The following is a 14,514-nucleotide window of genomic DNA, read 5'->3' on the forward strand; positions in this document are numbered from 1 at the left end:
AGTGAAGTAGGAGCCCGCGATGCCCGGTAGACACAGTGCCCCGTCGTCCGCGACGAGCAACAGAGGGTTCGCCAAGTACGGCGTCGTGGCCGTGGCCCTGTTTCTCGTGGTGGGCGGCGGCGTGGTCGTCGCGCAGAAGGCTTTCGGTTCCGAGTGCGGCGATCCCGCGTCCTACTCTCTGGCCGCGGACCCTGCCATCGCGCCGGTGCTGCAGAAGATCGTCGACGAGACGTCCACGGAAAGTCTCGGTTGCGCTCGGATCGAGGTCACCGCAACCGAATCCGGTCAGGTTTCGGCTGCGGTCGCCAAGGGCGACGATGTTCCCTCTCTCTGGATTCCGGATTCCTCGCTCTGGATCGGCAAGACCGTGCGGTCCACCGCGTCGCTGATCGACCTGGCGAGTCAGTCGGTGGCCGGCACCCCGGCTGTGCTCGCGGCCCGCAAGGACGAGGTGCCGTTCTTCGACACCTGGCTCACCGCGTTGAAGCTCGAAGGTCTGCGCATCGGTAACCCGCTGACCAACACCACGTCCGATGCGGCCATCCTGGGGGCGGTGGCCGAGGCCGGATCGGACGAGAGCGCCCTGGACTCGGTCGGAGCGGCGCTCGTCCCCATCGCTCAGGCCCAGGCCGCCACTCGCGGTGAGGCCGATCCGACGGTACGGCTGGACGATCTGGTTGCCGATGGCGGTGTCGCAGTGGTCTCCGAGCAGGCCTTCCTGGCCTACCAGCAGGACAACAGCGTCGAACTGGGCGCGACGGTGCCACCGACGGGCAGCATCTTCCTCAACTTTCCGCTGGCCGTGACCGAGCCCACAGGGGATCGACACGAGACCGCGAAATCCGTCGGGACGGCACTGGCCACGGCCATCGAATCCGAACAGGGGCAGCGGGCTCTGTCCGAAGCCGGGTTCCGCTCCGCGGACAACGCACCCCTCGATTCCGATCGCGGGATCGGTGACGTGACGCTTCTGACGATCGCCGACCAGCAGGCCGCCGAGTCGACGTTGCGTCAGTACCAGGTGTTGGCGCTGCCGTCGCGGACGCTGGTGATGGAGGACGTCTCCGGATCGATGAACTACAGCGCCGGGGCCGATTCACGTATCGCACTGACGGTGCAGGCCAGCGAAACCGGAAATCGACTGTTCCCCGACAACGCGTCGATGGGGTTGTGGGCATTCTCGATCGGACTCGGCGGCGAATCGCAGGACTACCGTGAGCTCGCACCGATCCGGCGAATGGACGAAAAAGTCGGCAACACCACGCAGCGTGAGGTGCTGCTGCAGCAGACTCGAACGCTTCCGGCCCTGGTCGGAGGTGGTACTGGTCTCTACGACACCACGTTGGCAGCGTTCCGCACGGTGCAGCAGGGCTACGATCCCGACGCGGTCAACAGCGTCATCATCCTCACCGACGGCACCAACGAGGACCCCGACAGCATCGCGCTCGACGAGCTGCTGTCCACTCTGCGTGCGGAGCAGGACCCGTCCAGGCCGGTCGTCATCGTCACGATCGGCATCACCGATGACGCCGATGCCGGTGTGCTGCAACAGATCTCGGCGGCAACGGGCGGTACGAGCTTCGTTGCACGAAATCCCGCGGAGATCCCGAACGTTTTCGTCAATGCGCTGAGAAGTCGCTCCGGTCGCTGAGAGGGCTACTATGCTGTGCGTCGCGTCACTTCTGAGGGCGCGTGCGCTTGCACTCGTCCTGTGAGTGCAGCGGGGGGCCGAGCAGGGGGTTGCATCGATGTCGGGACGTCACAGCGGTAGTGCTCGGCGGTTCGGTTCGGCCGCGATCTGGTCGGTGCTTGCGCTGGTGGCAGTCGTCGTCGTGGTCGGTGGCTGGTTCGGCGTTCAGGCCGTCCGCGCGTCCGGTGCCGATTCCTGCGATTCCGTCGACACCGTCTCGCTCGCCGTGGACACCTCCATCGCCGAGCCCGTCGAGCAGATTCTCGCGCAGGCCACCGAGTTCGATCGTGGTTGCGTGAACTTCGAGGTTCGCCCCGAACGACCCGCCGACACCGCCACCGAGATCGCCGGAACCGAAAATCGCCCGGACCTGTGGATACCGGATTCGACACTGTGGCTGCTCAAGACTCTTCGCTCGACCGGTGCGCTTCCCGAGCTGGCCAAGGCCTCCGTCGCGAACACGCTGCCGGTCCTGGTCTCGAAGTCCGATGCCGCGCCGGTGACCGATACCTGGCTCAGCGTGCTCCAGCTTCCCGGGCAACGCATCGGTGATCCCCTGACCAGCAGCGCCTCGAATGCCGCGATCCTCGGTGCGCTGGCCGAATCCGAGGTGGCGATCTCCGACGCCAAGGCCGTGTCGGCGGCACTGGTCCCGATGGCTCAGGACTTCGGACGAATCGCGGACACTCCACACGACACCCCGGATCTGGTGGCCCAGGTGGCCGCCGAGGGTGGCACCAGCGTGGCGACCGAGCAGGCACTGCTTGCGTACGAGGCCGACAATCCGGGATCGGGACTGACCGAGTCGGTTCCGCCGACCGGCAGCTATTTCCTCAACTACCCGCTGGCCGTGACCGCGCCTGCCGGCCCCGAATACGACCGCGTCAAGCAGGCCGGAGCCGCTCTGGGCTCGGTTCTCGCCACCGCGTCTGCCGCTGAGACCCTGGTCGCAGCCGGCTTCCGAACATCGAGTGGCACACCGCTTCCCGACGGTCGAGGCGTCGGGTCCGTCGCGTCGCTCGAGATCAAGAACCCGCTGTCCATCGAGACGACGCTGCGGGACTGGGCCGTGCTGGCACTGCCGTTGCGCACCCTTGTCGTCGAGGACGTGTCGGGTTCGATGGCCGCGAAATCGGGCGACTCCACCCGCATCGCGCTGACCGTGGACGCGTCGGTAGGTGCCAACTCGCTCTTCAGCGATCAGACGCAGATGGGGTTGTGGGCGTTCTCGATCGGTCTCGGTGGTGGCAAGCAGGACCACCGTGAACTGGTGCCCATGGGTAAGGCCGACGGAACGTTCAACGGAAAATCGCAGCGCGACGCCATTCTCGATTCGATCCGGGGGCTTCCGGCTCTCGTCGGCGGCGGAACGGGGCTCTACGACACCACGTTGGCTGCATTCCGGCGGGTCAAGGAGGGATACGACCCCGACTACGTCAACAGCGTCATCATCCTGACCGACGGTGCCAACGAAGACGAGGGCAGTATCTCCCTCGACGAGCTGCTGGCGTCGCTGCAGAAGGAACAGGATCCGGTGCGCCCCATCGTGATCATCACCGTCGGCGTCACCAGTGACGCAGATCCGGTTGCGCTGCAGCAGATCTCGGCTGCGACCGGCGGAACGAGCTATGTCGCCGAGGATCCACGCGACATCCCGGAGGTGTTCGTCAAGGCCTTGAACTCGCGCACCGAACGTCTCGCGGGGGAGTAGGTCAGCCCAACAGGAAGCTGATCGCGATCGCCGCGGCGCACGCCAGAGTCACCACGATCAGTGTCACCGCGTCCGAGGCCTTGAACCGCGCGTCGGTGGCGGTGATCATTCCGGTACCTCCGCGAGCGGTGATGGCCCCACCCATTTCGTCGGCCCGCCTGATCGCCACCGACATCACCGTCGTGACGATGTCGACCAGAGAATTGTCCGACGCGCTGTTGACGACCGGCTTGGGGCGCAGGCGTCGGGCAGCATTGAGGGTGCGCATCTCTTCGATCAGCAGCGGAAGCGACCGCAGGCTCAGGGCCACGGCGATGGCCCACTCGTCGACCGGCAACTTCAGCTTCTTCAGCGGTGCGCCCAGTTTGGAGACCGCAGGCGCGATGTCGCTCATCGACGTGGTCCAGCCGATCATCATCGATGCGCCGAGCAGGACGAAGATGAACAGCGTCGCGCGCAGATACACCAGCACTGCCGCGCCGCCGATCGGCAGATTGATGAGAGCTCCGACGCCGAACAGTGCCCAGATCCACCACGGTGGACGCGGAATTGCGGTGATCGGGACATGCGCGATGATCGCGGCGATGACCAACAGCGCGAACACGATTCCGAGGGCAGGCCACGTCGGTGCCACCACGAGAGTGATGCTCAGCAGCAGCACGGCGACGAGTTTGGTGCCGGCCCACAGGCGGTGGATCGGTGAGAATCGCGGGACCTGACGCAGTACGACGGTGGTCACGAGTGCACGCTCCCCAGGATCGAATCGGAGACGATGTGGCCGTCGGCCATCGTGATGGTGCGGCTGCAGACGGTGTCCATACCGTCCACGTCGTGCGAGATGACGACGATGGCGACGCCGCGATCGCGCAGTCCGGCGAGAACGCCGATGATGTCGTCGCGGCCGGGAGGGTCGAGCCCGGCCAGCGGTTCGTCGAGAACCAGCAGTCGAGGCCGACGCGCGATCAGCCCGGCCAGCACCACGCGTCGCATCTGACCACCACTGAGCGAATCGATGTCGCGAGCGGCCAGCGACCTGTCCAGGCCGACGGCATCCATCGCGGCCGACACTGTGGCAGAACCTGTTTCGGGACCGGCAGCGGCAGCGATGTCCTCGGAGACGGTGCGCCGCTGCAGCTGCAGGCGAGAGTGCTGAAATGCGAGTCCGACGTCGCCAACACGTGCGGTCATCGCCTTGCCGCCGAGCTGGGCGGTGCCTCTGGTCGGGCCGGTGAGGCCGGCCATGATCCAAGCGAGAGTGGACTTGCCCGAACCGTTCCCACCGAGAACGAGCACACCCTCACCGCGTTTGACAGTGATGTCGATGCCGTTCAGTGCTACCTGCGCCCACGGTGTGCGCCGGTTGTACGTGTGCGCCACGCTGCTCAGTTCCAGAAGACGTTCGCTCGAATTGTCGTGCAGCGCAGCGGGGTTCTCCGTCCGAGCGTGCATCCACGTCGAGTCGTGCTGCACCTGATAACCCTCGTGCAGATGTACGACGCGATCCGCGGCGACGGTCTCCGAGACATGGTGGGTGACGAGCACGACCGACATCGCGTGCCTGCGGGGCAATTCGGCGAGGAGCGAGACCAGATGTTCGCGCCCGGAGGCGTCGATCATGGCGGTTGCCTCGTCGGCGATGAGCAGTGCGGGACGGCGAGCAAGTGCTGCGGCGACAGCGAGTCGCTGCATTTCGCCGCCGGAGAGGGAGGCCGTGTCGCGCGCTCCCATACCGCCGAGCCCGACCTCGTCGAGCAAGGCCTCCACGTCGGGGCGTGAATCGCCGGGCGGCAGTCCCCACACCACGTCGTCGGCGACGCGGGTGCCGAGGATCTGGCTTTCGGGGCGCTGCAGCACCACCGCGGTGCCGCCGTAACGTCCGAGTCCGGTCGAGCCGGGCCTGTCCACGGTGCCCTCCGACGGTTCGAGGCCGGCGAGGATCCGCGTCAGCGTCGATTTGCCGGAACCGTTGTGGCCGACGATCGCCACGAATTCGCCGGTGTCGATGCGGAGGTCGACGCCGGTCAACGCGGACGTCGTGCTTCCCGGGTACCGGAACCCGACCGCGGTGAGCGTGACCGGCAGCGGCCCGATCTCGTCGTCGGTGCTCGAGGCCAGAGGCTCGGGGGTGGGGATGGTGGAGAGACGGTCCAGAATCGCGGTGAGGATGAGCCACGCGAACAACGTTCCGGTGACGATGCCGAAGGCGATCGATCCGCCGACCCACCACCACCAGTTGTCGAGCACGGCCGTGCTGCTGCTGCGGAGCACGTCCGCGGCACCCTGCAGCGCCGACGTTCGCTCGAGCAACCGAGAAATGCCCTCCATCGTGTTGCGAAGCGTTTCGAGGAACAGCTCGCGCAACGGAACGAGGATGAGCAGCATCAGCACGGTCAACGCCCCGAGCACCGGCCCGACGACCATCGAGGTGACGAGAACGCCGAACAGTCCTTGCTTCCTGCGTTTCGCCCGCCCGACCAGGCCGCCCAGTAGGGCGGCGCTGGCGACGGTGATGGCCGTCTGGGTTCCGGCCGCAACGAAACCGACGAGGGTGCCGGCCACTGCGGAGGTGACCAGTGCGCGGGTCCGATACCGGAGTGCGACCACCGACATGGGAATCGCCGCGACGACCTGAAGGATCGCCGCCATCGGTACCAGCACACCGATCACCGTCAACGCGACGGTGAAGCTGCTCATGACGGCAGCGGTCGCCATTTCCTGCGGACCGAGGGGCCCTGACTTCGGCGTGTGGGAAGAGCTGACGGTCACCGCTCCAGTGTGCCAGCCTGAGATCAGCGGCTGCGCTGGCTCGTGGCGGGGCCTGCTGCACGACGGCTGTGGCCGCCGCCACCGCTACGCGGCTGACCACCGCTGCGGGGCTGTCCACCGGAGCGCGGCTGCCCACCGGATCGGGCCGGGCCGCCGCGTCGGGCGTTGTTGCTGTTGCGAGGGTTCGCGGCGCGAACTTCCGGCTCGGCCTTCGGCATCGGCTGGACGTAGCGAGCCTGCTCACCGACGAGGTTCGCCACTGCGGGCGAGTCGGCGGTGACGCGGACGGGCGTGACCTTGATATCGGCCTTGCGCAGCAGAACGGCGGTGTCCTTGCGCTGCTCGGGCAGGACGACGGTCACGACGTCTCCGGCGCTTCCCGCGCGAGCGGTGCGGCCGGAACGGTGCAGGTACGCCTTGTGCTCGGCCGGGGGATCGACGTGGACGACCAGCTGGACGTCGTCGACGTGAACGCCGCGGGCTGCGACGTCGGTGGCGACTAGAACACGGGCCTGGCCGGAGGAGAACGCGGCAAGGTTGCGGTCACGGGCGGCCTGCGAGAGGTTGCCGTGCAGGTCGACGGACGGGATTCCGGCGTCGGTGAGCTGCTTGGCGAGCTTGCGGGCCTGGTGCTTGGTGCGCATGAACAGGATGCGGCGTCCGGTTCCGGAGGCGAGCTGGTGGACCAGCTTCTTCTTGGCTTCGACGCCGTCGACCTCGAACACGCTGTGCGTCATGGCCTCGACGTGTGAGGTGGCCTCGTCGACGGAGTGCGTGATCTGGTTGTGCAGGAATCGCTTGACCAGCTTGTCGACGCCGTTGTCCAGGGTCGCGGAGAACAGCATGCGCTGGCCCTTGTCCGGGGTGGCGGCGAGGACGCGGGTGACGACGGGCAGGAACCCGAGATCGGCCATGTGGTCCGCCTCGTCCAGGACGGTGATCTGAACGCCGTCGAGGGTGAGGTGGCGCTGCTTCATCAGGTCTTCGAGGCGACCGGGGCACGCGACGACGATGTCTACTCCACCCTTGAGTGCGGAGACCTGGCGGACCTGCGAGACACCACCGAAGATCGTGGTGACCTTCAGCGAGTACGCGGACGCGAGGGGTTCGATCGCGACGGCGATCTGGGTGGCGAGCTCACGCGTCGGCGCAAGGATCAGGCCACGGGGGCGGCCGGGCTTGCGGTTGCCGGGAAGCTGGCCTGCGAGGCGAGCGACCATCGGGATGGCGAATGCGAGTGTCTTACCGCTGCCGGTCTTTCCGCGTCCGAGCACGTCGCGTCCCTGCAGTGTGTCGGGGAGTGTGTCGGCCTGGATGGGGAATGCCTCGGTCTTGCCCTGGCTCGCGAGTACATCCGCGATGGCCTGGGGTACGCCGAGTGCAGAAAAAGTCTGTGGGGTCGTCATAGTGATGAAAAGTGCCTTTCGGGCAGGGTGTTGCACCTGCGGGCCTTCGGGCCGAGATGCAAGGTGGCGAGACTGCCGGTGGGCAGTTTCGATCGCCGTAAGAGAAGCCTGTGCAGGGTGCACATGGAGGTTCGGGAGCATTCCACGACGTCTGGCGTGCAGCTACGCGCGCCGTTGACGAGTGTAACCGAGTCGGTGCTCGGTATCTTCCCGCCGCAACCCGTCATGCGGCGTCGTCGTCGAAGAGGCCGGTGATCATCACGTTCTCGATCGTCGAGCTGTACAGCTCGACCACCGGCATCGGCGGCGCACTCGAGTCATAGCTGTGCCCGGTGGGTGAGATGAGCCGGTAGCGGTGTCGCGCGTTGCGTTTGTCTCGCCATGCTTCGGCTGTCCAGCCCTCACCTTCTTTCGCGTAATTGCATGCGGCACAAAGGCCTGCGCCGTTCTCGGCACTCGTTCTGCCACCCGCGGAGTGCGGTCTGATGTGATCGTGGTGACGGATCGGTGCGTCGCACCACGGGGTTCGGCAGGTGCGATCGCGGAGATCGATCAGGCGTCCCAGCGCGGTGGGAAATGCGCGCGAAGTGGACTCCACTGCCGTCAGCGCACCGGACTTCGGGTGCGCGTAGAGGCGGCGCAATGCGACGTGCGTCTCACTGTCGAGTGTGTCTCGGATCAGTTGCCGTGCGACATCGGACGGAATGTCGCCGTAGCCGTGCATGTATGCGGACGTGTCACCGCCGGCGAGGAGGGTGGAATCCGAGATCACGATGTCGACGGTCACCGGCGGGCCCTGAGCTGCAGATGCGCCGGTGATGCGCTCGAACACGAGGTCGGCCATGATCTGATCGCGGGTGCGTGTGTCACCGCCGGAGTTGATGATTGTGTCGGCGTCTCGTCTCAGCGTCGCCCACATGCAGACCATCTTTTCCATCGACGTGAGGACCGTGAAGAAGCCCATCGATTCGGGTGCTGGACGGGTGCTGGTGCGGCGGGCGGCGTAGGCCTTGGCGCGTCGTTTCACCTGGGAGGCGGCGTCGAGCTCGTTGGCGAGTGCGCGGGCGCGGCCTTCGATGGTGCGGTCGCCGGCACCGGCCAGGGTGGCGGGGTCTGCGCACAGTCGTGCGTCGATGGTGCGGCGATCGTCGACGGTGAGGCATGCGGTTTCGCGAGCGAGGATCATGGCGCGCCACTCGTTGAGTTCCCCAGCTTTCAGCCGCGCGAGGGTGTGCGGCATTTCGTGCACCAGCGCGCGAGCGAGTCCCAGGTGAGTGCCCCCACGGTTCGGTGATTCGCGCCGAGCCAGTCCGATCTGTGACGCAATACCATTGTGCCACTGGGCTTTCGGCTTGCCGCGCTCTCTGCGTTCGTTGCTGATGGCTGTCGCAACGGCATCGGTCACCACGGCTTGCGTTGCCACGCTGGCGCACTTGACAGTCTCGAGAGCGGAGATCAAATCGATGCCGGCTGCTGCGTCGACATCGAGATCGGACGCCTGAAGACGCGCAACGAAGCGCAGCACTTCATCGGGCGTGAGTGGTGAATCTTGTACAGCTGTGACCACGAGTTCCTCCCCAGTACTCGAATACATGTTCGATAGTACGGGGAGTTTTGTGGCTGCGCAATAGTTGCCAGCAATTGGGGAGGGTGGAGCGCGAAGTCGACTCGTGGTGCCCTCGGCAGGATTCGAACCTGCGACCTACCCTTTAGGAGAGGGTTGCTCTATCCCCTGAGCTACGAAGGCTGGTGACCGTTCTGCTGATCCGAAGTCATTGTCCAGCAACGGCTTTCGATCCATCGAACAATCGGTTGCGGATGGGTTCGCTGCCACGGTGTACAGCTGGCCCACATCGCGCTCGCTAGTCTAGCGGCCCACCGTGCCGATCGTGAAGCAGGTTGCCGCTGCTCCTCGCCGTCCCGGTCGGCGATGCGATCAGGTTAAGGGCAGTGCGGTGCTGGTCAGCGGTGTGATCGGCAGCCGATTCGATGCCGACGAAGCACCGAATGTCGCGGGCGAAGGCATCGGTCATCCTTGGACAAACGCGCGCGCATTCGCCAAACGCGCGCAGAGTCGCCGGCCACTGGCTGTCTATTCCGCTCGCACCTGACAAACGCGAGCGCATTTGCGGATCCCGAGGCCGGAGCGCATTTGCGGATCCCGAGACCAGCGGCCTGTAGCCCCGCCCACCATCTAATCCGCCGCGATAGCGTCCACGATGCTCAGTCGAGAGGCATGCACGGCAGGCGGAGCCGAACCCAGCAGCGACAGGCCGAGGGCAACGAGTCCGTACAGCAGCACCGACCAGCTCGCGGTGTAGGCAACCGGAATTCCGATGCTGGCTCCGAGGATCAGGGTGCTCAGGTATTGCAGACCCGCACCGATGATCAGGCCGAGCACACCACCGACGACGCCGACCGAGAGCGCCTCGGCGAGCACCATTCGCGCCAGGGTTCCGCGGCCACCGCCCATGGCGCGCAGCACCCCCAGTTCGCGGCGACGCTCGAGTACCGACAGTGTCAACGTGTTGAGCAACGCGACCGCAGCGACGAGCGCGACGATCCACTGCAACGCGATGGCCAGTGCACCGGACTGTCGGATAGCGGCGCTTGTTCCCTCGAGCGCGGCGTCGCCGGTGTAGACGAAAGCCTCGGGTGGCACCGCCGCGCGCAGCGAATCCTGGACTGCCGCAACGTCTCCGTCGACGCTGATCTCGAGGTAGGTAGCCCCGGGTCGGTCGTACCAACGCTGCATCGAATCCAGCGAGATCGCCATCGTGCCGCCGGCGGCGTTGATGTACTCGACCAGGTCGAGCACCCGCACGGTCTGCACCCCGGTCGGCGTCGGCAGATCGATGGAGTCGCCCACCGAGACACCGAGTGTCCTGCCGAACCCCTGAGAGAGCACCACACCCTTGCCGGCGAGCACCGCCGCGCGGACGTCGTCGGAGAGCGATGCGAGCGTCACTGCGTTGCTACCGTCGGCGACCCCCTGGATGGATACCGTCTCGCCGTCGATGGTCGCGTATGCCCACTGTCCCTCGACGATGCGAGAGACCCCCGGCGTCGCCCGGACAGCGTCTTCCACCTCGGCGGGAACGATCGGGCCCGACGGTATGGCGTCGGGTGAGGTCATCGACACGTACAGGTCGGTGTTCGCCAAGGACGACAACGATTCGGCTGCCGAGTCGGTCATGTTGGTCAGCGAACCCGACACTCCCACACTGACTCCCACGGCGATCACGATCGTCATCACGGTTGCCCAGATACGCCGCGGGGCGCGTTCGATGGTGGCGGTCGCGAGGCGTCCGGCACCACCCCAGCGGCGGGGGACCGCTGCGGTGACGGACACGATCGGACCGGTCGCGCCGACGCACAGCGCGACGACGCCGAACATGAACAACGCACCGGCTCCGAGGGTCAACTGCCCGTCGACGTTGACGGCGAAGAGGAAGGATCCGGCGACGGCGAACACGCCGAACACGGTCGCGGCCAGGGTGAATCGCAGACCGGGGCCACCCGAGGTCTCTCCGCCGCCGACTGCGAGCGCTTCGATCGGCGAGATGCGATACACCTGCACGGCGGCGACGGCAGAGGCCCCGAGGCAGGCCAGCACGCATGCGACGATCGCCACCGGTATCGCGAAGCCGGGCAGCACGTATTCGATTCGCGCATCGAAGGCTTGGGAGAGGAACGGCGGCAGACTTTCGATTGCAATGCGGCCCATCACGATTCCCAGCGGAACTCCGACGGCACCGCCGACGAGACCGACCAGAACGGACTCGAACAACAGGTCGCGGACGATATCGCCGCGGCGGCCACCGACTGCCCGGAGCAGAGAGATGGTGGGTCGACGCTTCGCGATGGCCATGTTCATGACGTTGAAGACGAGGAACGCCGCGACGACGAACGCGATGAGCGAGACCATCAGTGTCGCATTGCGAGTCAGGCTCATCGCCTGGTTCGCGCGGTCGGCCCGGAAGTCCGGATTCATCACCGACACCCGGCCGGCCAATGCGGCATCGAGGTCGGTGCGCAGAGAGTCGCCACTGCCGAGGACGAAGATCGAATCGAGCTGATCGGTGCGGTCGGTGAGCGCCTGAGCCGTCGGGACGAGCGCGACCGCGAACATGCCCCCGCCGATGCGCTGCGTCCCGGGGCCGTCGACCACGCCGACCACCGCGGTCGGAACATCGTCGATGGTGACGGTGTCGCCCTGCGTCAGACCCGTTGCGGCTCCGACCAACACCCCGTCCGGATCGGTGAGCAATCCTGACGCGTTTCCGACGGCACCTTCCAGATCGGATTGCAGTGCCGTGATGGATGAGTCGACACCGAGAATCGTCAGGTCTCCGACATCGGACCGAACGGTGCTGCGCAACAGTGGAACCGCTGTCTCGACGCCGGGAACAGCACGTACGGCGTCGAGTTCGCTCTGATCGAAACCGGAGTCGGTGACACCGACGATCTCGTAGTTCGCGTTACCGGCGATCGACACGGCGAGCCGCTCGACGGAGCCGGTCAAGGAGCCGTACGTGCCGAGGACGGCGATGAGCAGCCCGGCCGCGACGGCGACGACACCGGCCGAGACCAGCGAACGCACCCAGTGCATGCGGAGATCGCGAAGGCTGATGACTCTGAATCTGCTGAGCGCGGTGCCTATCACCGATCGAGGCCGGCCGTCAGAGTGTCGGTGTCGACGCGACCGTCGATCATGCTGACGATGCGATCGGTGGACCGTGCCGCCTCGAGGTCATGGGTCGCCATCACCACTGCTCGACGACCGTTGCTGGCGTGCGCCACGTCGGCGAGGATCTCGAGGACGTTGTGGGAGGTCTTCGAATCGAGATTGCCGGTCGGTTCGTCGGCGATCAGCAGCGCCGGATCCATCATCAACGCCCGGGCGATCGCAATGCGCTGGATCTGACCACCGGACAACTGTGCCGGTCGGTGCTCGGATCGGTTCGAGAGTCCGACCATCTCGAGCAGACGCATCGCGTCGGTCTTGGCCTTCTTGATGGGTGTGCCGTCGAGCAGCTTGGGCACGGCGACGTTCTCCCACGCGGACATCGTCGGCAGCAGGTTGAAGAACTGGAAGACGAACCCCACCTGGTGGCGTCGGAAATCGGATTGGGCGTTGTCGTCGAGGGTGGTGACCTCGACGTCGTCGAACCGGATGGAACCCGACGTCGGCGTGTCGAGAGCGCCGAGCATGTGCAGCAGCGTCGACTTTCCGGCACCGGACGGCGCGACGAGCGAGACGAACTGGCCACCCTCGATCGTGAGATCGATACCGTCCAACGCGCGTACCGGTTGCTCGCCGGTGGGGTACTCCTTGACCACACCGGACAGCTCGAGCTTCAAATTGGTCATGCAACGATCCCCTGCTCCTCGAATACTTCCGACGCTACCTGCCGTCGGGTCGAGAAACCGGTCGGAGTTCTCAGATCACGCTGCGCCGCGCGAGGATTCGAGCCGCCGGGCCACCAGTGCGGCCTGCAGGTGCCGAATTCCCGAGGGGCGGGTGGGATCGAACCCGGTGAGTTGGGCGATCCGCTTGAGGCGGTAATCGACGGTGTTGGTGTGCAGATGGAGCTGGCGAGCGGACCGCTGACGGTTCAGATCGTGGGAGATGTGGATCTCGAGGGTTTCGAGCAGCTCGGGGGACGAATCGAGGGGCTCGAGGATCTGGGTCAGGTGGCGACGGCCGGGGCCAGGCCGCGTGAGCTGGTACTCCAGCACCAGGTCGTCCATGCGGTACAGGCCGGACGGTCGGTGCAGCTGGTGTGCCAACGACAGCAGTTCGTGTACCTGATCGGCTGCGGTGGGGATGTCGGCGGTTGCGGCCTGTTCGGCGGTGACTGTGACGGGAACCTCGGCGGCGGTACCGATGCGATGCACCAAGGCCTCGACCCACTCGTCGTCGTGGGTACCGGGGATGAGCACGGTGCCACCCTCGGTGCTGAGCAGAGACAGGGGAGTGCGGCCGCAGATCGTGGCCAGCTCGGCCTGGACGCGGCGCAGCTTTCTACGGGCGGCGACGGTCTTCTGAATGTTGGGATCGTTCTCGTCGGGGTGCGGCGGAACAGAGATGGCGAGCACGAGGTAGCTGTCGGCGAGTTCGATGCCGGACTGACGGGCCATCGAGACCGCGTTGTGGCCGCTGAGCAGCGAGGTCACCAGGGTGTGCGCTGCCGTGTGGTGCTCACTTGCCACCGCTTGGAGCTCCTCGACGTAGCTCTTGCTGGCGGCGATGGACACCTTCTCCGACAGCAGCACGAACATCCGCGCGGCCTCGATCAGTTGAGCGGCGTCGCCCTCACCTGCCCTCTTGGACACCAGATTCCAGCCGATCTGGATGCCCTCGTGGTAGACGCTGAGCACGGACTCGAGGGGCACGCCCTCGCGTGCCCACTGGCTGGCTTTGACGCGAAGTTCGGCCAGGTCGGACTCGGCCGGAGCGCGCCGTTCGTCGAGCATCTGCACGGCGATACTGATGCACTTGACGGTGAATTCGGTGACGTCGCCGTGGAGCTGTTCGCCCGGCAACGACCCGCAGGGGGTGTTGGCGGCGAAGTGCCCCACGAGGAGCCGCGCCACCGCACGGAAGTCGCGAAGAGGAGCCGACGCAGGCTGACCCGCGACCATGATTCCGAGGCTAGTCGAGTTGTGAACGGTCACAGATCAACCCTTCGTGTTGGGATCTTCAGGTCATCGGAGAGCAAACTTACTTGCGCGTATCGATGCGCTTCCGCGGCTCAATGTATGCAATTCCCGACGAAACCGCGGCGTTTTCGTACTTCAAGTTTGTTTCCTGGCCTCTAACAGGGTCGATCATAGGTTGTTATCAACGCGTGATCCACCATTTCGGCAAAACTCGTTGTGACCTGTCTCGAGCGCGCGCCCCAGGCGCTTGCGACTTGCCCTAAACAATCTGCAAG

9 protein-coding genes and 1 tRNA gene are annotated in these 14,514 nt (G+C 66.0%); 2 read left to right on the forward strand and 8 right to left on the reverse strand.

The features are described from left to right. The first annotated feature begins 19 nt into the window (after positions 1–19). Positions 20–1,651: a substrate-binding and VWA domain-containing protein gene (locus tag R3P93_RS05840; protein ID WP_317532608.1), complete on the forward strand. Its 1,632-nt coding sequence runs from the start codon at positions 20–22 to the stop codon at positions 1,649–1,651. A gap of 97 nt (positions 1,652–1,748) precedes the next feature. Then, positions 1,749–3,401: a VWA domain-containing protein gene (locus R3P93_RS05845; protein WP_317532609.1), complete on the forward strand. Its 1,653-nt coding sequence runs from the start codon at positions 1,749–1,751 to the stop codon at positions 3,399–3,401. A gap of 1 nt (position 3,402) precedes the next feature. Here the strand turns inward: R3P93_RS05845 and R3P93_RS05850 are convergent, their stop codons facing one another. The 8 genes from R3P93_RS05850 to R3P93_RS05885 form a co-directional block, all read right to left on the reverse strand. Then, positions 3,403–4,140, reverse strand: a complete 738-nt coding sequence (locus tag R3P93_RS05850; RefSeq protein WP_269594595.1) for an energy-coupling factor transporter transmembrane component T family protein — start codon at positions 4,138–4,140, stop codon at positions 3,403–3,405. Further along, positions 4,137–6,167: a DUF2232 domain-containing protein gene (locus R3P93_RS05855; RefSeq protein ID WP_317532610.1), complete on the reverse strand. Its 2,031-nt coding sequence runs from the start codon at positions 6,165–6,167 to the stop codon at positions 4,137–4,139. Before R3P93_RS05855 ends, R3P93_RS05850 begins: the two co-directional genes overlap by 4 nt. Positions 6,168–6,190: 23 nt before the next feature. Further along, positions 6,191–7,573 carry a DEAD/DEAH box helicase gene (locus R3P93_RS05860; protein WP_317532611.1) on the reverse strand — a complete coding sequence of 461 codons (1,383 nt, stop codon included), beginning with the start codon at positions 7,571–7,573 and terminating at the stop codon, positions 6,191–6,193. A gap of 223 nt (positions 7,574–7,796) precedes the next feature. Beyond that, the gene (locus R3P93_RS05865; protein ID WP_317532612.1) at positions 7,797–9,140 is read right to left on the reverse strand and encodes an HNH endonuclease; all 1,344 of its coding nucleotides are present in this window, start codon (positions 9,138–9,140) and stop codon (positions 7,797–7,799) included. Between the two features lie 104 nt (positions 9,141–9,244). Continuing rightward, positions 9,245–9,320, reverse strand: a tRNA-Arg gene (locus R3P93_RS05870). Positions 9,321–9,767: 447 nt separating this feature from the next. After that, complete coding sequence (locus tag R3P93_RS05875) at positions 9,768–12,185, reverse strand: FtsX-like permease family protein (RefSeq protein WP_317532613.1); 2,418 nt, start codon at positions 12,183–12,185, stop codon at positions 9,768–9,770. 50 nt (positions 12,186–12,235) lie between these two features. Then, on the reverse strand, positions 12,236–12,937 hold the full coding sequence (locus R3P93_RS05880) for an ABC transporter ATP-binding protein (RefSeq protein ID WP_317532689.1): 702 nt from the start codon (positions 12,935–12,937) through the stop codon (positions 12,236–12,238). Between the two features lie 84 nt (positions 12,938–13,021). After that, positions 13,022–14,254: a PucR family transcriptional regulator gene (locus tag R3P93_RS05885; RefSeq protein ID WP_094633082.1), complete on the reverse strand. Its 1,233-nt coding sequence runs from the start codon at positions 14,252–14,254 to the stop codon at positions 13,022–13,024. Positions 14,255–14,514 lie beyond the last annotated feature (260 nt).

This window comes from Rhodococcus cerastii, assembly GCF_033042195.1.
In the GTDB taxonomy this organism is placed as follows: Bacteria; Actinomycetota; Actinomycetes; order Mycobacteriales; family Mycobacteriaceae; genus Rhodococcoides.

Bases quoted from the DNA above. Each gene is read 5' to 3' on its own strand.
- R3P93_RS05840 (WP_317532608.1), top strand. From the start codon at position 20: ATGCCCGGTAGACACAGTGCCCCGTCGTCCGCGACGAGCAACAGAGGG.
- R3P93_RS05860 (WP_317532611.1), bottom strand. From the start codon at position 7,573: ATGACGACCCCACAGACTTTTTCTGCACTCGGCGTACCCCAGGCCATC.
- R3P93_RS05845 (WP_317532609.1), top strand. From the start codon at position 1,749: ATGTCGGGACGTCACAGCGGTAGTGCTCGGCGGTTCGGTTCGGCCGCG.
- R3P93_RS05875 (WP_317532613.1), bottom strand. From the start codon at position 12,185: ATGCACTGGGTGCGTTCGCTGGTCTCGGCCGGTGTCGTCGCCGTCGCG.